A 19,087-nucleotide genomic window follows, 5' to 3' on the forward strand; every position below is an offset into this window, starting at 1 on the left:
CTTCTTACCCCTCCAGTATCCCCCTTCGCCCAACCCTACCGGCGGGCCCCCCCCCGGCCCCCCGGCCCCGCCCCCCCCCGCCCCGCCCCCCCCCCCCCCCCCCCCCCCCCCCCCCCCCCCCCACTCGCGCTTGTCTGCGGCGCTGCCTCCGGTCGCCGCGGCTCTCGCCGCCCTCGCGGGCCTGTGCTACCTGTACGGCCACAGTCCCTACGAGCCCGCGCAGTTGCTGCCGCGCTGCCCGTTCCACTGGGCGACCGGCCTCAACTGCCCTGCCTGCGGCGGGACTCGAATGACGTACGCGTTGCTGCACGGCGATGCGCGGACTGCCCTTCGGATGAACCCCGTGCTGTGCGCCGCCCTCCCCATGGCCGCTTATCCGTACGGCCGTTGGGCCCTGGCGGGGCTGCGCGGGCAGCGATACCGACTGCGGCTCGGCCGTGGTGCGATCGGTCTCATCCTGGGTACGGCGCTCGCGTGGACCGTCGTGCGCAACGTCCTGGGCCGCTGACAACCGGCGGAACTCGGCGACGGGCGAACCGCGCCAGGAGGACCGGGCGGCGCGCGATCAGGCGCCGGCCCGCACCGGCCCGACGACCGTGCCCGGCGCGACGGCGAGTGCGCCGTGGGCCGTCGACTCCCCCGGGATCACACCGCCCGGCGCCGACAGCGTGAAGGTCGCCTCGTCGGCAGGGATCGCGCGAGGGCCGCTGGGAACCTGGATGTCGAAGTGGACCGGGTGCCCCGGGCCGAACCGCACCACCGCGCTCTGCGAGCCGTACCGCCCGGCGGTGACCGCGCCCACCGCGCCGTGATGCGAGAACCGGACGTCGACCGGCGACCCGGCCAGCTCGCACGCGGCGTACCCCGGCGCCGCCGTCAGGGTGACCCGGTAGTGGCGGTGCCCCGACGAGGCCGGGGCCGCGCTGATCTTCGCGAGATGGTTCGCCGGACGACACGCGGAGGGCGCTCCACCCCCGGACGGTGCCGCCTGCGCCACTCCCCCGCCCACCGCCCCCACCAGCACGGTGGCGACAGCAAGGGCGGTGATGTTCCCGACGATACGCATCACGCGTACTCCGATCCTGAAGGACGGCCACCGGGGCCGCCGCACACATGGTCAGGTCACACGTGCCCGTCCGCGGGCCCGGCCAATGTCGCAAATCGGTCACAGCGGCACAACGTCCCAGCGCGTGAGCGGGTCTCGGGCGCACAGCCGCGAGAGGGGCCGCGGCTGTCACCGTCGTCAGTCGGCGCTGAGATCCGTGACGTAGGCGGCCTCGCGGACCTCATGCTCCGGGTGGCGGCGCAGGGCGAGGATCGCCGCCCGGCAGACGGGAGGCCAGCTCGTCCGCAGACCGAGGGCGGTGACGAGGGCGACGGCGAGCAGCCCCTCCACGAGGCCGCCCTGCGCGCCCAGCGTTCCGGCCACGGCGAGGCCCGCGGCGGGATCGAGCGGCGCGCTTCCGTACCGGTGCGCATCCTCCACGTCCTCGGCCACCCTGGTCGCCAGGACCGGCCGCCCTTCGATCGCCTTCGTCAACTCCGCGCAGGCGTGGTGCAGTTGATCCACCGACGACCGCAGATCGATCGCCCGCACCAGGAGGGCGGTACGCGTGCGGGCGAGGGCGGGTTCGGCGGCCAACTGGCGGGCCAGGTCCGCGCAGAGGCGGGGATCCGTGATCGCCGACGCGACGAGGGAGTGCAGTCGCCGGCGCGCCGGAAGGTCCGCGCCGGGCTCGCCCCCCTCGTCACCGGCGGCCACCCGGGCCAACAGCCGGTCCACGACGCCGTGCATGAGGCTGCCGGGCCGTACCCCTCCGACGGGGTGCGGCAGTTCGGACGCGGCGAGCTCCCTCAGACCGTACCCCGCCCGCCTCACTTCGAGCGGCGAGGCGAGGTCGGTGTAGACCTCCGCGAGGGCCCTGCCGGCTTCGGGGGCGTACCTGCCCCAGTCCTTGAGGGTGTACAGGGCCTGGTGCGCCGTCTCCACGCTCCCCAGCGCGGGGAGCCGACTCAGCAGTTCCCCGTAGCGCGGCCGGAGGGCGGGGGCGAGGCGGGACGGGCTCAGGTCGAGGAGCGCGCGCCGGGCCTCGTCCGGCCCGTCCACGGCCGCCGATTCGAGCAGGGCCCACATGTCCTCGGCAGGCAGCAGGGCCGCCGCGGCGGAGACCACGGTGGCTGCCACATCGGGATGGACGTCCGGGGCGCGGCCGGCCGTGGACAGGAGTGCGCGGGCGGTGGCCGGCGGGAGGTGGTGCGCGGCGAGCCGTACGGCCGCCTTGCGTACGGTGACCTTGACCCCGCTCTCGCGAACGAGGACATCGCGGATCAGCGGGGCGACCCGGGTGGGGCGCGCATGGGCGACGGCCCGGCCGGCCGCGGACCAGACCGCCGCGGCCCGGTCGTCGCCGGCGTGGTCGAGGAGGCCGCCGAGCACCTCGGTGGGTTCGTCGGTGTGGGCGAAGGCGTCGAGCGCCGCCGCCGTGAGCGCCGGGTCCCCGTCGAACGAGGCGGCGGTGTACTGCCGGAGCAGGGCTCGGCCGTGCTCCGGGACCGGGGCCACCGCGCGGAGCAGCGCGGCGCGCTCGTCGAGGCCGCGCCCGGCATCGTCCACGACGGCCGCCGCGAGCCGTACCGCGGCCTGCTGCTGACGGGGCAGCCAGCGGTCGGCGCACCGGAAGGGGGGCAGTGGCCGCGGGGCGCCCGTGGCGGGGAATCGACCGCCCGCGGGCGGGACGTGAGGCAGTGCGTGGTCCAGCAGATCGGTGCGCTCGGCGGCGATGACGGTCAGCACGGACGGCACGAAGGCCGCGCTCGGTTCGCGCCTCAGAAGCTCGACGACGCGCTCGCCGCGGGTCGCGGGGTCGGCGAGCCAGACGGCGGCGATCTCGTCGAAGGCGTTGTCCGGGCAGGTGAGCAGGGCCTGTTCCAGACGTTCCTGGAGTTGCGGTATGCGGCGGGCACCGGACCCGCAGGCCGCGAGCAGGGCGAGCAGCGGGGTGGTGTCCCGTCGCTCGGCGGCCCGGTCGAGCCAGGGTCCGAGGACGTTGAGCACGGTGTGCACGGCGGGCCCGCGCAGGCTGCCCGGCGGGCCGAGTTCCACCGTGCCGGTGTGCGCGGTCAGGGCCTCGATGAGGTGCGCCGCGCTCCGGAGCGCGATCTCCTCCACGGTCGCCGCTGCCTGCGCGCCCTGCGGCGGGTTGGTTCCGGCGGCGAGCAGCCGCACCGCCAGGGTGCGGAGCCTGAGCCGGGTCGCAGGCGAGCAGTCCCGGGCTCTCAGGCCGTCCTCACACAGGCGCCGCAGGGCGTGCGCACCAGTAACTCCCGCGCCTGACACGTCAGTTGCGAGGCTTTCTCTCAGCAACGGCACCGGCACGGCGACGATGGCGCTCAACGCCTCCTCGCGTACGGGGTCGCGTTCGTTGGTCAGCCGGGCCGCGGCCAGCGCGAGCACGGCGGCGACCTCGGTCGGCTCCCGGGTCAGGGCGGCGTTGACGATCAGCCGGTCCCAGATGGTCCCGCGCTCATCGGCGTCCCCGTTGGCGAGGGCGGCGCTGAGTTCGGGACGGGCCTCGGCCGACGGCAGCAGGGCGAGCAGTTCCCACACCTCCCAGTGCGTGCCTTGTTCGGCCCGGACCTCTGCCACCGCGGCCCTCGCGCGGCTGTGCCGCTCGTCGCGCGGGAGCAGCGCGAGCGCCCCGGCGGCCACGCGCTTCCGCTCGTACGGGCCCATCTCGGCGGTGGAGGCGTCCAGGAATCCGGCCCGGCGCGCCAACGGCATCGAGCGCAGGAGGTCGGTGAAGGCCTGCCGGTTGCACCACTTGGCACCGAGCCGGGGCAGTGACGGCGGATCCGCGGCCACCAGCATCCGCATGGCCGCCCGCCCGGGAGTGCGCTCCCACCGTGCGGCCGCTCGTTCCGGGTCGGCGAGCCAGCGCGCGACGCGCTCGGCGTCCACCGCGACGAGGCTGGTCAGCCGGTCGTGCACCGGGTCGGGCAGGCCGTCGGGGCCGTACCGCTCCAGGAGGTCGAGGACGTGCGCCGGCGCGGCGGGCAGAGCGGCGGCCAGCGCGCTGGAGTGCCGTCTCCACCACGCGTCGCGTGCCTGCCCGCCAAGGCCCGCCAGGGTGCGTTCCGCGTGGTCGAGCACGGCGGCGGGGTGGCGGCGGGCGAGCGCCAGGAGGTCTTCGGGAGTGAGACCTTCCGCGAAGGCGTCGATGCGTTCCGCGGCGAAGTCCGCCGAGCAGCCCGCCAACAGCCGGGCCGCGTCCGGCACTCCGTACTCGGTGGCCACCCGCACCACCAGCCGCTCGGCGAGTGCGGGCCGGCCGCCGTCGCGCAGCAGCCGTGCGAGGCCGGCGCGGACCACGGCGGGCGCGTCGTCGTACGCGGCCTCGATCGCGGCGTCCGGCACCTCCGGACGCCGGGCCGCTCGCAGCGCGTAGCGGCGTACCACCGGATCGGGGTCGCCGAGGCGCGCGGCCAAGTGGCTCAACTCCCCTGCGGCCAGGGCGGCGAGAGCACCGAGACGGCGTTCGTAGGGGCCGCGCGCGTCCAGGGCGGCGAGCAGGGGTGACAGCTCGCCCCGGGCCGCCAGACGGTGAGCGGTGAGGGCGGTGCGGCGGAGCCGGGCGGCGTGCGGCAGCGGGTCGAGGACGACGAGCAGCTCGTCGGCTGAAGAGATCATTGCGGCCATTGTGTCCGATGAGGCGTTTTCTCCCCACGGGTTAATGCGACGGCCCCGGTCCGGCGGTCGCGACGCACCCGCCCTGGCGGACGCCGAGCGGTGCGGGTGCGGGTGCGGTGCGCCCGGTTGGTCGGTCGGCCGGTCGGCGTACGGGACCGTGGGCATACACGACTGCTCGCGCGCGGCACAGATACGTCCGCACGGATAGGTCCGCACATATACGTGCACCGCGCACGCTACCCTGAAACGGTGGACACCAGCACAGGACATGAGATCGCCGAGGCCCTCGGCGTGCTCCTCAAGCGCAGCACGCGCAGCACGCTGTACCGGACCCTCACCTCCGGCCTGGGCGAGGCCGTGGACGAGCTGACGTATCCGGTCCTCAGCGGGCTGGCCCGCAGCGGGCCCCGCAGCGCGGCCGACCTCGCCCCCGAGGTCGGCCTCGACCGCTCCGGGGTCACCCGCCGCGCCTCCCAATTGGAGGCGGCGGGACTGCTGCGGCGCGAGCCCGATCCGCACGACCGGCGCGCGACACTGCTCGCCCTCACCGAGGAGGGCGAGCGCACGGTCGACACCCTGCGCCGGCGTCTGTCGGAGCACATCGAGGCGGGCCTCGCCTCGTGGGAGCCCGGCGAGGCGGCGACCTTCGCCCGCCAGCTGCGCCGCTTCGTCACGGACGGCCCGTTCACCCCGTAGCGCGTCCGCCCGCACCCGGCAATGCTTTTGACGCTCCGTCAGGTACGTGGGGAAGAACGGAGCTGGAAGTCGACGACGACGCAACCAACCTGGCCGTCAGCGGTGCGGCCGACCCAGACGGGATAGGTTCCGTCGCCCTGCCCGGCCCTGAAGGCGATGAGGTTCGGTTCGGTCTCCGTGCCGGGCAGTTCGACGCTGAGCCGCTTGTCGAGGGGTTCGAACAGGTCCTCGTCCAGCTGGTCTTCCAGCACCGTCCGCGTCGCATCCAGGAAAGCCACTGTGCCCGTATCCACGCCCACCCCGTAGAACTGGCCCTCGCCGAGCAGCTCCAGGTCTTCGTCGGGCTGAAGGAGCATGTCCCACTCGCTGGGCGGGACGTCCAGGAACCTCACCCCGGCCGCGGCGACACTGGTTCCGCGCGGCGTGCGCAACAGGGACAGCGTGACCGGGAACTCACCCGGTGGCACGGTTACGGTCCGCGGCGTCTCCGTGATCCAGCCGGGGTCCGAGACCACCAACTGCCCCGACGTGATCCGCAGCAGTCCGGCGTCGGCGGGCTCTACGACGGCCGGCCCCTCCGGGGTGTCGCACGCACCCGGAACGAACAGCTCCTCGATGTCCGTGGCGCGCAGCGGCCCCGACCCCTCCGCCACCGACACGTCCCGCAGGACTACGGTCGTGGCCGGCTCGTGGCCCTGCTGGGCGAGGAACGGGGCGAACACCTGCCAGTCGCCGAATTCCGGTGCGGGGCAGAGGAAGTCCTCGACGGGCGCCGGGAAACGCCGCACCGGGTCGCTCGACGGGCCGGTCGTTCGAGCCTGCGACGGCCCCGCCGACTCTCCCCGCGCTGCAGCGAACTCGGATCTCACCTCGACCTGCCCGTCGGCCGAGACGGTCGTGGTTTCCTGAGCGATCCACGCACCGGACGCAAACCCGTGCTCGTCGGAGAACTGCCAGCGGACGTTCTGCTGAGCCAGCAGCGTCCCCGTGCCGTGCGGCTTGAAGTCGATCATCTGCATGCACCAGGACCTGTCGTCGAACAGGTACACACGCCACATCCGGCGCGGCCAGTATTCGATCAGGGCCAGCGGTCGCTCCCGCGCGGACAGCAGCACCGCGTAATCCTTCCCCGCAGCATGCTTGCGTGCGGCGAGCGCCCGCGACATCGGGTCCGGATGTGTCATCCCCCGATAGGAGCCCCACATTTCGCCGTACGACACATCAAGACTGTCGAAGATCACAGCCGCACCTCTCCCCCGTGGCACCAGCCACCCCCGCCGGACGATGGCGCGCAACGGATGCCCCCTGTCGCAACGCCCTGCCCGTCCGCAACTTCCTCGTGCCGCCAGTCTGCCATCGAGGTGTGACACAGAGGGTTGGTGGGTCGGCGCGGGCGGGTACGGACGGCCATGTGCACCACGCTGCGCCGTCGTTGGGCGATGGCGCGTTACGGCGTATCGAGTTCGTCGAGGATCTCGACGTAGTAGCGGCGCCGGCCTGTCAGATGCGCGATGACCGCTTCCTCGGAGGGTTCGGGGATCTCGTGAAGGTGCTCCAGAAGACCGCTCCGCTGCGCGTGGTCGCACGTGCCGATGTACTCGACGGTGCGAGCGGTCCCAGCGGCGAACAGCAGGGTGTGCGGCTGGAAGCCGCACCAGGTGTCGAAGCTCCTGGCGACCGCTTCCCAGAGGAGCCAGATGTCCTGGACTTGGCGGTGCTCGGCGACGAGAAGAGCTGCGAGTTCGATGCTGTGGCTGAAACCCCAGGAGTGACCGTGCCATCGCGTCTCCTGCACCAGCAAGAACCGGGCGAAGTCGAGGTCGACGGGTTCCGGGAGGCGGATCAGATCGTCGAGGAGCTGTGCGCGGTCCTTTGAACTCGGGTCTACGGGGAGGCCATCGCTGTCGTGACGCTCGTCGCACTCCAACAGCTCCCACAGCCCGGGATCGCTGAGCCACCAGGCGAGTTCGGGCATGCCGACCGGAACGGCCTGCTCAAGAGCGCTCATGCCGGCACGTCGTCTTCGGTGTGCCGGCGGCGGCTGCCCGGCAGCGGTGCGGCGAGGTCCCTCGTGCCGACGAGTTCCCTCCCGCCCGCGGGGAAACGGTTGTCGGTTGGCATGGCAGGACCGTACCGGAAGCCATCTCCGTACCGGAGTTCAGGAGTTCCGGACCATGGCGTGCACGCTCCTGCCCGGCCCGGACCCGGGCCACCCGATTCGCAGGCGGGTCGAGGCAGTCGCTAAGGTGCCTGGTCACGACCGCACCTGTTCGACCCAGGGGCTGGTCAGGGCTCTGCCGCGGCGCGTGGCACCACCACGGCCGGTATGCCGACTCTGTCTGCCCGAGGGCCAGGAACACGGGGGCGTTCTTCACGGCGGGCCGGACGGGCCCTGCCGACCGGTCAGGAGGAACGAGTGGCACAGATCATCGCCGAGGTATCCCGGACGTTCAACGAGTTCCTGCTGCTGCCGAACAGGACCAGGACCGACTGCACGCCCGCGACGGTCGATCTGCGGACCCCGCTGGTGCGGCACGTCGTGGGCGAACGGTCGGCGATCGAGCTCGGTTCGCCCTTCACCTCCGCGATCATGCAGGCGGTCAGCACCCCGGAACTCGCCATCGCGCTGGCCCGCAACGGCGGTCTCAGTTTCCTGCACCACAACCAGTCGATCCAGGACCAGGCCGCTGCCGTGCGCCAGGTGAAGAACTTCAAGGCCGGGTTCGTCACCAGCGACACCAACGTCCGCCCGGACGACAGCCTGAGCCACCTCACCGCCGTGATGCGCCGCACCGGTCACAGCACCGCCGCCGTCACCGAGGACGGCAGCGCTACGGGCCGGCTCCTCGGCCTGGTCACCTCGCGGGACTTCCACCCCCAGCGCCACGACCTGGACGGGCCGGTGAGCGGGCGCATGACCCCCGTCGCCCAACTGCCGTACGCACCGGGCGACATCACTCTGTCCGAGGCCAACGCGCGGCTGTGGGACCAGCGCCTCGACTGTCTTCCCGTCCTGGACACCGAAGGCCGACTCCAGCACCTGGTGTTCCGGTCCGACTACGCGGACAACAAGCGCTTCCCGCACCAGGCCGTCGACTCCGCCAAGCGGCTGCGCGTGGGCGCCGGCGTCAACACCCACGACTACCAGGAACGCGTGCCCGCCCTCCTCGCCGCGGGCGCGGACGCCCTCTGCTTCGACTCGTCCGACGGCTACAGCGACTGGCAGGCGCAGGCCCTGACCTGGGTGAAGAAGCACCATCCCGAGATCCCGGTCGGGGGCGGGAACGTGGTCGACGGCCGGGCGTTCACCTTCCTCGCCGAGGCCGGCGCCGACTTCGTCAAGGTCGGCGTGGGCGGCGGCTCCATCTGCATCACCCGCGACCAGAAGGGCATCGGCCGCGGCCAGGCCAGCGCCCTCCTCGATGTCGCCGCGGCGCGGGACGCCTTCCGCGAGCGCACCGGTCAGTACGTGCCGATCTGCTCCGACGGCGGTCTGGTGCACGACTACCACGTGGCCCTGGCGCTCGCGATGGGAGCCGATTTCGTGATGATGGGCCGCTACTTCGCCCGCTTCGACCAGGCGGCGGGCGCCAAGCTGCCCACCCGGGACGGCTTCGTGAAGGAGTACTGGGGCGAGGGCTCGAACCGGGCCCGCAACTGGCAGCGCTACGGCCAGGGCGGCCAGGGCCTGATCTTCGAGGAGGGCGTGGACGGTTACGTGCCGTACGCCGGAGACCTCGACGAGGGGCTCGCCCTGACCACCGCCAAGCTCAGGACCACCATGGTCTCCTGCGGCTCGGCCACGCTCGCCGAGTTCCAGTCCACGGCCCGCCTGACCCTGGTCTCCGACCAGAGCTTCCAGGAGAGCCACGCCAACGTCACCCTGCGGGACACCCCGGCGACCGTCGCCTGATCCCGAGCGTCACGGGGCGCCGGGTAGGTGGCCGTCACAACTCCGTTGCGTGCGCGGGACGTTGGGCCGTCACGGTGTAGTAGTCGAGGCTGCCCTCGTCGAAGGCGCGCAGGAAGTTGCGGGGCCAGGTGCCCGGCTCCCACATCGTGGCCAGCCAGCGGTCCCAGCCGGGCCACACCGATGCCCCGATCGAGGTGACCCGCACCTCGGTCAGGCCCGCGTCCTCCAGGCCGCCGACGAGTGCGGGCACGCTGTGGGCGACATCCAGGCCGCTGGCGTACGTGTCGAGCAGCCCGCGGAGCCGGCCGGCCCGGCCCGGGTCGCCGTCGGGGACGAAGAAGCTCGCGATGACGGCGCGTCCGCCGGGGCGCAGAACTCGCGCGGCCTCCCGGGTGAAGGCGGGCAGATCGCGGAAGTGCTGGGCGGCCTCGACGCTGTAGAGGCAGTCGAACGCGCCGTCCTCGAACGGCATGGACTCGGCGGCACCGCGCTCGAACCGCAGCCGTTCCGGGTGGTGGCTCAGCAGGTCGGCGTTGCGCCGCGCGGCACGCGCGAGTTGCTCGGGGTGGATGTCCATCCCGGTGACGTGCGCGAAACCGCACTCCCGCACCGCCACCGCGGCGCCGGCGCCCAGACCGCACCCCACCTCCACGGCACGGGGCCCTTCGGCCACGGATGCCAACGGCGCCAGCACATGGCGGTACATGGCCTGCTGGCTCCTGACGCGGTCCTCCTCGCTCAGGGGCCGGTCGAGGTCGATGCCCTGCCAGTAGCCGAAGTTGATGAAGCCGCCGCCGAACAGCGGCATGGAGCCCAGATCGGAGGGACCGTAGGCCTCCTGCACGGCGGGCGTCATGGTGGGCCGCCCCGTCCCGGAACCGTGTGTCATCCGCGCCACCTCCGTGTCGTGGAGCCCGTCCGCCCCGCCGCGAACTGCGCGGGGCGGACGGGCTCAACTCGCCTTCCGTGCAAGGCTATCGGCGCGGCGCGGGCGCCCGGGACGTGACGCGGCCGGGTTGGGGGTACCTCAGGCAGGCGGCGCGGGTGAGGCCGACCGGGCGGGTCGAGGCGGCGGCGCGGGTCAGGCAGGCGGCGCGGCCTGGTGACCCTGGGTGAGGGCGCGGGCCGCGGCGAGCTCCTCGCGGGACGCGAGGTCGGCGGCCTCCAGGTATCCGTACGCGTCGTCGCCGATCGGGATGCGCAGCGGCGTGGGGCCCTCGGCGGCGACGATGGCCAGGACCCGCGCCGCGAAGTCCTCGGGGCGACCGATCTCGGGGTTGTCCACCAGGCCGCGGGTGCCTTCGAGCATCTCGCGGTTGGTTCCGTCGTACGCGGGAACGCGGTGGCGCGCCTCGGTCATGGCCGTGCCGTACCGCGTGGCGTACGTGCCCGGTTCCAGCACGGTGACCCGGATGTTGTGCGGGGCGGCCTCGATGGCGAGGGCCTGGCTCATCCCTTCGAGTGCGTGCTTTCCGGCGACGTACGCGCCCATGCCGGGCAGCGCCATCCGGCCGACGACGGAGGAGACGTTGAGGATGTGGCCGTGCCCCTGGGCGCGCATCACGGGCAGGACGCGGCGGATCAGTCGCCAGGGACCCACGACCAACGTCTCCAGTTGGTCGCGCAGTTCGGCGTCCGAGACCTCTTCGACCGCGCCGAAGAGGCCGACGCCCGCGTTGTTCACCAGAACGTCTATGCCGCCGAGCCGTTCGGCCGCGATGCGCACGGCCTCGTCGCAGGACGCCGCGTCCCGCAGTTCGAGCGGGACGGGAATGACGCGGCCGGGCCATCCGGCGGCCAGCTCCTCCAGATCGGCGGTCTTGCGGGCCGTGACGGCCAGTTCGTCGCCGGCCGCCGCTGCGGCCGTGGCCAGGGCGTGCCCCAGGCCTGAGGAACATCCGGTCAGCAGCCAGCGTCGTCCCATGGTTCCCCCGTGAAGGCCGAGTCGTTCCGGATGTCCGTGGTGTGGGCCGGCCCGATGGTCGCGGTGCGGTCGGGTCCGATGGTGGTGGTGTGGTCGGGCACCGCGCGGCAGCGCGGCATCGCCGGGTGCCGCGTGGCAGGGCATGGCGCGGACCCGGGCGGCAAGGGGGTCGGCAGGCGGGCGGGGGCGTCGCGCGCGGTGGGTGGCCGTGTGCGGCGCAGGCGTTCCGTGCCGGTGCCAGGAGATCCTCGGCCCGTGCCCCGTGCGACCGGCACGGGGTCGTGGCGACGGTGGGCGTAACTGTACGGGTGCGGCCGCCGTGCTCACGGCCGCTCGGGTGGTGGCGGCAGTTCATCGTCGCCGAGCCGCTCGCCCACCGTCACCCCTCGTGCGGGGGCACGCCCGGGCGCGCGGTCGCACATCCGGCGCGCACGCCCGCATACCGGGCACCGCTCGCCCCGGCACGGACCCGCGCCCGGTGGCCCCGCCCTCCTCGCCACCCGTTCGGCGCAGGACCTCAACCGCCGCTCGGAGGGCCGGAGAACGGGGAGAACGGCCGGAAAGTCGGCGGACCGCGGGGCCGCGAGGAGCGGTCGCACCCGCTACGACGCCCCGGCCGGAATGGCGGGGGTGTCGTGGCTCGGCTGTTATGGGACCGGATGTGTGCATCAGAGACAGCACACACGGACTGCCGCAGTGGTCTCTCAAGCAGCTTCGGCAAAGGAAAACTTCATGGCAACTGACCCCAGCCCCATACCGGACGAAGTGACTCCGGAACACTCGGGCGACGCAACCCATCTCACTCTGCTCCGAACAGCGGCCATGAACCGGCCTCTGGACGAGGTCGCCTCTCTGGCGCACCTGCTGAACCAGACCGGTGAACGTCCGCGGCCCGGCGACGAGGCGCTGCACATGGCCGCCGTCTCCCGGCCTCTGGACGAGGTGCGCCAGCTCATCTCCCTCCTCAAGAAACCGCCGCACACGGACGAGGAAGCCGACACCGCGCTGCGCGCCGCCGCGACGGAGCGTCCGATCGCGGAGGTGGCGGCTCTGATCGCCGACTTCCGCCCGGAAGGGAACGTCCCCCCGGCCGAACCCCGGCCGGCCCAGGAAACGTCCCTGCTCCCGTTCGGCCCGGCGGCCCTGGCGCCGCCGGCCCCGGACACGGCCCCGGACACGGCCCTTGACCAGGCCATGCCCGCGCTGGCGCTGTCGGCGCCCTCGGGTGCCATGGCGCCGCCGCCCTTCGCGCCGCCGGCCCCGGTCCCGGCGACTCCCGCGGAAGGCCCGGCCGTCCCGGCCGAGGCGGAGCCCGTGACCGGGGCGGAGGTCGCGGGTGCGGCGGGAGCCCCGGCCGCGGAAGCCACGGCCGCCGCGGTCACCGGCACCACCGAGGGCGCCCCCGCGCCCGCCGGTGACCCGGCCGCGGTGGCGCCGAGGATGCCGGCCCTGCGGTCGGTCCTGCGGTGGCCCGCCGCCGCGGCCCTGCTGTTGATCGGCGTGATCCATCTGCCGACCGACATCGTGGCCGTACGGTCCGGGAGCACGGCTTCGGCCGCCTCCATGGTCATCGCCGCCGCGTGTCTGACCCTGGCGTGCCTGCTGCCCCTGCACGACGCAGTGTGGACCTGGGCACTCGGTGCGGCGGCGGCCGTCGCCACCGCGGGCCTGCATTCGGTGGGCGTGGGCCTGAAGTCCGTGCATGTGCTCAGGGACAGTCTGGGCAGCTCGTTCGCGGGCGCGACCACGGTCGTCGTGCTGTGTGCCGTCGTCGCCGCCGCACTGGCGGGCGTGGCGCTGCTGCGCAAGCCCGCCCAGCGGGCGGCCGACAAGGTCTGACCCAGCGGTCGCCGCTGTCGGAAGGGGCCCGGACACGAACCTCGTGTCCGGGCCCCTTCGACGTCCCGTCGGACACCCCCCTCCCCTCGCTCGGCCGACGTGCGCCGGCCCCGCGGCCGGGCGAGGGTGGAGCCATGATCGAGCCGCCCATCATCGTGCACCGGCCCCTGGGGCGCGGTGGCCGCCATGTCACCGCACTCGGCCAGGACATCGGCGTCGCGTACTCCGACATGGACGTCATCGAGTTCCTGCGGCAGTCGGGCATCGACGAGACCGACGCCGAGGCCATGGTCGACGGCGACTCTCCCGAGATCGAGTGGCAGGGCGCTCCGGCCCACCAGTACGGATCGTCCTGACGCGCCGGGCTCCCGCCCGTGGCCCCGGTGGTACCGGCCGCGCGTCACCGGGCCGACGAACGGTTCCGCGGGGCCGCCGGGGTCACCCCACTGACGGCCCCCCGATCGCCGTCCACGCGGACCAACTGCCGCTCGGCACCACCTGGTAGCGCCCGCTGAGCGGGCCGGCCGGGGCGCCGGCGACGACCTCGGTGCGGCCGTCGGCGTTGGTGCCGAAGGCGGATCCGGACGCGCCGGGCCCGAAGTCCTCCCACGCCGACCACCCCGCGCCGTTCTCCCAGCGGTGTGCCATCGAGGTGGGGGTCGTCGCGAAGGCCTCCATCCTTCCGTCGGCGTTGCGGCCCAGATGGACCCGCGCGTTGGACGGCCCGCCGAAGGCGGACCACGCGGACCAGTCCCCGGCGGTGCCGCTCTGCACGCGTCGCGACAGCCCCGCCGAGCCGGCGGCGAGCAGGTCGAGCGAGCCGTCCGGGCGCCGGCCGAGTGCCAGGTGCTGGACGCCCGGGACCGTCCCGAACTGCGTGAACCCGTCCGCCCAGCCGCCGCTCGGCACGGCCTGGTGGCGGCGGTGGACCGTGTCGTGCGCGGCGGCCAGGACTTCGATGCGGCCGCTCGCGTCACGGCCGGTGGCGATCACCGCGTCGGCCGGGCCGCCGAATGCCTCCCAGCCGGCCCAGGCGCCGCCCGGCGCGGTCTGCCAGCGGTGGAAGACGCCCTGGGATCCACTGGCGAAGACCTCCAGGCGGCCGTCGGCGTTCTGGGCCACGGTGAGGTCGTGCGCGGCGGTGCCGAAGTTCTCCCAGTCCTGCCACACGTCGGGCGCGGACTGGGCCCGGTGGTCGACCCGGCCCTCCCCGGACGCGAACAGTTCGAGCCGACCGTCGACGTCGCGGGCCGCGGACAGCGTCGCCGACCGGGGCCCTCCGAACGGATACCAGTCGGACCACGGGCCGTTGACGCCGGTCTGGTAGCGCCCCCACACCTGGTCGGGTCCGGCGGCGAAGGCCTCCTGTCGGCCGTCCGCACCGGAGACGATCACCACCCGCTCGGCGGGGTCCGACGCGGCCTCCTCCGCGTACTGCCGGCTTCCCGTGGCGAAGTCGAGGCCCGCGAGCCACACGCCGCGCCGCCCCCAGCCCGCGGCGCTGATCCACCACCGGCCGCCGGTGTTGATCACCTCGGCCGCATGGCTGAACACGTGCCCGCAGAGCTGGTCGGCGGAGAAGTGCAGGGGGTCGGGGCCGCAGAACACGTCGGTGCCGGCATAGCCTCCGCGCGGTCCGAGGAAGAGGTGCCAGACGCCGTCGGCCCGGACCACGAACGGCGACTCGGTGTTGCCCGCGCCGCGCCCGCTCGTCGGATCGGTGAAGGCGATCGCCCGTGCGCTCCAGTGCACGAGGTCGGCGCTGGTGCGGTAGGCGACCACGTGGTTGCCCCCGCCGGGCGCCGAGGTGGCCGTGTAGTACATGACCCACTGGTCGCCGACCCGGGCCACCATGGGGTCGCGGGCCTCGTACCCGTCCCGGAACAGCGGGCCGCCCGGGTGCCGGGTCCAGGTGAAGAGGTCCGTCGAAGTCGCCAGACTGATCGCGGAGTTGGCGGAGTCGGGGCCGCCGCCCGCGTAGAACATGTAGTACGTCGAGCCGTCCTTGATCACGTGCGGGGCCCACAGATGGGTCTCGCCCGCGCCCGGGTCAGCGGTCAGCGCCACGGGGCGCTTGGTCCACGGGCCGAGCAGGTCGGGGGCGGTTGCATGGGCGAAGGTGGTCTCGTCCTGGTCGTCGGCGGGTTCCGCGTGGGTGATGCCGAACAGGTGCCAGAGGCCCTGGGCGTCCTGGATGAACGTGTGGTCGTTGAGGTACCACGGGGCCGACTCCCCCACGCTCGGGTCGTAGACCCGCACGAACGGCGCGGCACCCACCCGCGGCGGGCCGGCCGCGACGGTGCCGGGACCGGGTGAGGTGGGGGACGCGCCGGGCGGGGTGACGGCGGGGCGTGTCGTGGCGAGGGCCGGGCCGGTCGCGGGCAGGGCGAACCCCAGCAGCAGGACGACGACGGCGAACAGGACCCGCGCCCCCATCGGTTGGCGACTTCGCACGTGCGTCATCCGTTTCCGTGTCGGCCGCGGGGCGCCCGCGGCGGGAAATCGACTGCCCGCGGTGTTGCGCGGCGGGACGACCGGTCCGCACCCGTGTCCGGTCGCCTGGTTCGGTGCCGCCGCGGGCCTTTCGCGGGCCGTCCCGTGCATGCGGGTCAGCCGCGAAAGGCCTGCGGGACGTGCCTAGTTGACGGCCGGACCCGAGTCGTTGAGGTAGCCCCATTCCGACCAGGTGCTGAAGCCGGTCTGCCACCGGTGGTAGACCCCGGCATGGCTGGTGCCGAACAGCTCGATGCGGCCGTCGGCGTTGTTGCTCGCGCCGATCTCGGTGCCGCCGGTGCCGAAGTTCTCCCAGGCCGCGTACTCCGCGTTCGGACGGGTCTGCCAGGCGTGGCTCGCGGTGTCCGCGTTGATGGCGAACACCTCGACCCGGCCGTCGATCGAACGCGAGGTGGTCAGCTCGGCGTTGGTGATGCCGCCGGTGCCCGTCCACTGCGACCATGTGGTGGGACCGGTCTGCCAGCGGTGGAACACACCGGAGGCGTTGGAGGCGAAGACCTCAAGACGGCCGTCCTGGTTGTGACTGACGGCCACGTCGTGACCGCCCGTGCCGAATTCGTCCCAGGTCGACCAGCCGCCGTTGACACCGGTCTGCCACAGATGCCCGAACGTGCTGTCCGACAACGCGAACACCTCAAGACGGCCGTCCGCCGCATTCTCCATCGCCAAACGGGAGTTGGCAGGACCACCCGCCACACCCTCCCAACCGGCCCACCCACCACTGGGCGCCGACTGCCACCGATGAAACACACCCGACGCATTCGAAGCGAACACCTCGATCCGCCCATCGGCATTACTCCCCGCCGCCAACCGATACCCACCCGTACCGAAATTCTCCCAACCCGACCAACCCGCACTCGGACCCGTCTGCCACATATGGTCCAACGTCGCATCCGACAGAGCGAACAACTCCAACCGGCCATCCGCATTCGACGCCACCGCCAACTGCGCATTGCGCGGCCCACCCTCGAACCGCCACCCCGACCAACCACCATTCACCGACGTCTGCCACGCGTGATACACACCATCAGCACCCGCCGCGAAACTCTCCAACCGACCATCCGCAGAACGCCCCGACACCACACGACCCGACCCGTACGGATGCGGGGGCCCTGCCGTCATGCCGTTCCAGAGGGCGTTGGCGATGAGGGCCGCGTCGTCGGCCTCGATCGCGTACAGGCCGCGCAGGTCCTCGCGCGGTTGCTGGATGTGCCAGCACACCTCGCCGATCTCCTCGTTGTTCCACGCGCCGCCCGGGTAGAGCTGTTCCATGCGGTCGAGGAAGGCGTTGGTGGCGTGGGCCGGGTTCAGGCGCTCCTCGCGGGTGCCCCACCAGTCCTGCTGCTGGAAGAGACCGAGGCTGGTGTAGTCCACGGCCTGTGCGTAGTTGTTCATGCTGCTCTCCACGATGATCGTGGCGAGGGAGATGGCCGCGGCGCGGGGGTTGAGCCCGCGGTCCTTGACGGCCTGGGTCACCATGCGCGCGCAGGAGATCTTGTACGCGTCGAGATAGCCGGCCATCTTGGCGTGCAGCTGCGGGTTGAGCTGGTCGGCCATGATGCCGTCGGCGGCCGAGGGGCCGGCCGGGTCGCAGGGCACGGTGGGGATCGCGAAGCCCTGGGGACCGCTGAAGTAGTGGGAGACACCGGCCCGGTCGGGGCCGGGCGGCGGGACGGGCGAGGGCGCGGCGAGCGCCATCGTGGCCGTCAGCCCGACGACCGACGCTCCGATTCCGGTCGCGAGGGCCATCTTGCCGAATGCACGGCGTAAACGTCTTCTGAACATGGCGGAACTCTCTGGTGTGGAGGGGGACTTGGTGTGGGGAAAGGGGACAGGAGGGGAAGCGGATGTCATCCGATGCCGGGTCCGGCGGAATCCCCGAGCCAGCCCCAGGCGGACCAGTCGGCGAAGCCCGTCTGCCAGCGGTGGAAGACTCCGGTGCTGTTGGTCGCGATGACCTCGATGCGGCCGTCGGCGTTGTGGCCGGCGCTGATCTCGGTGCCGCCGGTGCCGAAGTTCTCCCAGGCCGCGTAGGGCGCGTTCGGGTCGGTCTGCCAGGTGTGGGCGGCGGTGGTGGCGTTGATGGCGAAGACCTCGACGCGGCCGTCGACCGAGCGGTCCGAGGTCAGCTCGGAGTTCGCCGGGCCGTTCGTCTCCTGCCAGGCCGACCAGCTGGACGGTCCGGTCTGCCAGCGGTGGAACACGCCCGTGGCGTTCGACGCGAACACTTCGAGCCGCCCGTCGGTGTTGTGATTGGCCGTCAGATCATGGCCGCCCGTGCCGAATTCGTCCCAGGTCGACCAGCCGCCGTTGACACCGGTCTGCCACAGATGCCCGAACGTGCTGTCCGACAACGCGAACACCTCAAGACGGCCGTCCGCCGCATTCTCCATCGCCAAACGGGAATTGGCAGGACCACCCGCCACACCCTCCCAACCGGCCCACCCACCACTGGGCGCCGACTGCCACCGATGGAACACACCCGACGCATTCGAAGCGAACACCTCGATCCGCCCATCGGCATTACTCCCCGCCGCCAACCGATACCCACCCGTACCGAAATTCTCCCAACCCGACCAACCCGCACTCGGACCCGTCTGCCACATATGGTCCAACGTCGCATCCGACAGAGCGAACAACTCCAACCGGCCATCCGCATTCGACGCCACCGCCAACTGCGCATTGCGCGGCCCACCCTCGAACCGCCACCCCGACCAACCACCATTCACCGACGTCTGCCACGCGTGATACACACCATCAGCACCCGCCGCGAAACTCTCCAACCGACCATCCGCAGAACGCCCCGACACCACACGACCCGACCCGTACGGATGCGGTCGGGGAGCCGACGACTCCTCGGTGATGTTGTTGTAGCGGAGCGCCTGATAGTCACCGTTGGGGTGGCCGTCGAGTGTCGCGTTGTTGATGTTGGTGCGGAAGTGGCCGGGAGGGTCGATGGTGCTGCTGCCACCGCCGAAGCTGTAGTACGAGAAGCCGCCCTGGTCGTCCAGCCATTCGTGGAAGATCAGCACGTGGTCGTAGAACGAGTTCAGGACGTCGCCGGCGCGCAGCTCGTCGCGTCGGATCTCATGGGAGAAGCCGGGCAGCCCCTGGGTGTTGGGGTTGGCGTCGAGGTGCCAGGCCATGGCGACGTAGCCCGAGCAGTCGGTGCGGTAGTCGTAGTCGCCGCCGGGCCCGGGGGCAGAACCGTGCTGGTCGTACCGGGGCGCCAGGTCCACCCACGCCTGGGCCCGCCAGATCACCTCGCTCCGGGTGATCGGTCCGCCGCGGTCGGAGGACTCGGCCGTGCGCGCGGCCGCGGGCGTGGTCACGCCCGCCGTGACCACGCCCGCCAACAACAGCAGCAGACACCTGCCGAGCCACGATCTCAAAAGCGTCATCGAAACCTCCCCGTTCGTCGCCGACCGACGGTAGGGAGTGCCGATGAAATGCCGATGGAATCGAAGGAGAGCTGGCCGGCCGAGAGGCGTCGGGCAGCGGCGCGGGCGCACAC

Annotated in this window: 14 protein-coding genes; 5 read left to right on the forward strand and 9 right to left on the reverse strand. The window is 72.7% G+C overall.

Translation table 11 applies throughout. From position 1 onward, the window contains the following. The first annotated feature begins 130 nt into the window (after window positions 1-130). Window positions 131-508 (forward strand): DUF2752 domain-containing protein, encoded by a 378-nt coding sequence (locus ACGF3I_RS05055; RefSeq protein ID WP_393129191.1) that lies wholly within the window; start codon window positions 131-133, stop codon window positions 506-508. A gap of 57 nt (window positions 509-565) precedes the next feature. On the opposite strand, the gene ACGF3I_RS05060 is transcribed toward ACGF3I_RS05055, so the two are convergent. Both ACGF3I_RS05060 and ACGF3I_RS05065 read right to left on the reverse strand, forming a co-directional pair. Next, window positions 566-1,066 (reverse strand): hypothetical protein, encoded by a 501-nt coding sequence (locus tag ACGF3I_RS05060; protein ID WP_393129192.1) that lies wholly within the window; start codon window positions 1,064-1,066, stop codon window positions 566-568. Between the two features lie 177 nt (window positions 1,067-1,243). Continuing rightward, a complete protein-coding gene (locus ACGF3I_RS05065) occupies window positions 1,244-4,687 on the reverse strand; it encodes a hypothetical protein (RefSeq protein ID WP_393129193.1) in 3,444 nt (1,147 codons plus the stop codon). 249 nt (window positions 4,688-4,936) lie between these two features. Here ACGF3I_RS05065 and ACGF3I_RS05070 point away from each other — a divergent pair, with 249 nt between their 5' ends. Then, a complete protein-coding gene (locus ACGF3I_RS05070) occupies window positions 4,937-5,383 on the forward strand; it encodes a MarR family winged helix-turn-helix transcriptional regulator (RefSeq protein WP_393129194.1) in 447 nt (148 codons plus the stop codon). A gap of 38 nt (window positions 5,384-5,421) precedes the next feature. On the opposite strand, the gene ACGF3I_RS05075 is transcribed toward ACGF3I_RS05070, so the two are convergent. Together ACGF3I_RS05075 and ACGF3I_RS05080 are read right to left on the reverse strand one after the other, a co-directional pair. Then, entirely contained in the window at window positions 5,422-6,678 is a 1,257-nt protein-coding gene (locus ACGF3I_RS05075) for a DUF4241 domain-containing protein (protein ID WP_393129195.1), read from the reverse strand. 152 nt (window positions 6,679-6,830) lie between these two features. Then, window positions 6,831-7,391: a hypothetical protein gene (locus tag ACGF3I_RS05080; RefSeq protein WP_393129196.1), complete on the reverse strand. Its 561-nt coding sequence runs from the start codon at window positions 7,389-7,391 to the stop codon at window positions 6,831-6,833. Window positions 7,392-7,799: 408 nt separating this feature from the next. Between ACGF3I_RS05080 and ACGF3I_RS05085 the strand changes: the two genes are divergently transcribed. Further along, window positions 7,800-9,296, forward strand: coding sequence for an IMP dehydrogenase (locus ACGF3I_RS05085; RefSeq protein WP_393129197.1), 1,497 nt, complete (start codon window positions 7,800-7,802; stop codon window positions 9,294-9,296). A gap of 34 nt (window positions 9,297-9,330) precedes the next feature. On the opposite strand, the gene ACGF3I_RS05090 is transcribed toward ACGF3I_RS05085, so the two are convergent. Further along, window positions 9,331-10,185 (reverse strand): class I SAM-dependent methyltransferase, encoded by an 855-nt coding sequence (locus tag ACGF3I_RS05090; RefSeq protein ID WP_393129198.1) that lies wholly within the window; start codon window positions 10,183-10,185, stop codon window positions 9,331-9,333. Between the two features lie 192 nt (window positions 10,186-10,377). Beyond that, a complete protein-coding gene (locus ACGF3I_RS05095; protein ID WP_393129199.1) occupies window positions 10,378-11,220 on the reverse strand; it encodes an SDR family oxidoreductase in 843 nt (280 codons plus the stop codon). 822 nt (window positions 11,221-12,042) lie between these two features. On the opposite strand from ACGF3I_RS05095, the gene ACGF3I_RS05100 reads away from it, so the two are divergent. Both ACGF3I_RS05100 and ACGF3I_RS05105 read left to right on the forward strand, forming a co-directional pair. After that, complete coding sequence (locus ACGF3I_RS05100; protein ID WP_393129200.1) at window positions 12,043-13,059, forward strand: hypothetical protein; 1,017 nt, start codon at window positions 12,043-12,045, stop codon at window positions 13,057-13,059. Window positions 13,060-13,193: 134 nt separating this feature from the next. Beyond that, complete coding sequence (locus ACGF3I_RS05105; protein WP_393129201.1) at window positions 13,194-13,415, forward strand: hypothetical protein; 222 nt, start codon at window positions 13,194-13,196, stop codon at window positions 13,413-13,415. Between the two features lie 82 nt (window positions 13,416-13,497). On the opposite strand, the gene ACGF3I_RS05110 is transcribed toward ACGF3I_RS05105, so the two are convergent. From ACGF3I_RS05110 to ACGF3I_RS05120, 3 genes are all read right to left on the reverse strand, one after another. Next, window positions 13,498-15,513, reverse strand: a complete 2,016-nt coding sequence (locus ACGF3I_RS05110) for a glycosyl hydrolase family 32 (RefSeq protein ID WP_393129202.1) — start codon at window positions 15,511-15,513, stop codon at window positions 13,498-13,500. A gap of 183 nt (window positions 15,514-15,696) precedes the next feature. Next, window positions 15,697-17,358: a peptidase M23 gene (locus ACGF3I_RS05115; RefSeq protein WP_393129203.1), complete on the reverse strand. Its 1,662-nt coding sequence runs from the start codon at window positions 17,356-17,358 to the stop codon at window positions 15,697-15,699. Window positions 17,359-17,423: 65 nt separating this feature from the next. Continuing rightward, the gene (locus ACGF3I_RS05120; protein WP_393129204.1) at window positions 17,424-18,974 is read right to left on the reverse strand and encodes a M23 family peptidase; all 1,551 of its coding nucleotides are present in this window, start codon (window positions 18,972-18,974) and stop codon (window positions 17,424-17,426) included. Window positions 18,975-19,087: the final 113 nt, after the last annotated feature.

It is taken from the genome of Streptomyces sp. NPDC048111, from assembly GCF_043202815.1.
In the GTDB taxonomy this organism is placed as follows: Bacteria; Actinomycetota; Actinomycetes; order Streptomycetales; family Streptomycetaceae; genus Streptomyces.

Excerpts from the sequence above, each read along its gene's own strand:
- ACGF3I_RS05060 (WP_393129192.1), bottom strand. The coding sequence starts at position 1,066 with ATGCGTATCGTCGGGAACATCACCGCCCTTGCTGTCGCCACCGTGCTG.
- ACGF3I_RS05090 (WP_393129198.1), bottom strand. The coding sequence starts at position 10,185 with ATGACACACGGTTCCGGGACGGGGCGGCCCACCATGACGCCCGCCGTG.
- ACGF3I_RS05095 (WP_393129199.1), bottom strand. The coding sequence starts at position 11,220 with ATGGGACGACGCTGGCTGCTGACCGGATGTTCCTCAGGCCTGGGGCAC.
- ACGF3I_RS05120 (WP_393129204.1), bottom strand. The coding sequence starts at position 18,974 with ATGACGCTTTTGAGATCGTGGCTCGGCAGGTGTCTGCTGCTGTTGTTG.
- ACGF3I_RS05065 (WP_393129193.1), bottom strand. The coding sequence starts at position 4,687 with ATGATCTCTTCAGCCGACGAGCTGCTCGTCGTCCTCGACCCGCTGCCG.
- ACGF3I_RS05105 (WP_393129201.1), top strand. The coding sequence starts at position 13,194 with ATGATCGAGCCGCCCATCATCGTGCACCGGCCCCTGGGGCGCGGTGGC.
- ACGF3I_RS05080 (WP_393129196.1), bottom strand. The coding sequence starts at position 7,391 with ATGAGCGCTCTTGAGCAGGCCGTTCCGGTCGGCATGCCCGAACTCGCC.
- ACGF3I_RS05100 (WP_393129200.1), top strand. The coding sequence starts at position 12,043 with ATGAACCGGCCTCTGGACGAGGTCGCCTCTCTGGCGCACCTGCTGAAC.
- ACGF3I_RS05115 (WP_393129203.1), bottom strand. The coding sequence starts at position 17,358 with ATGTTCAGAAGACGTTTACGCCGTGCATTCGGCAAGATGGCCCTCGCG.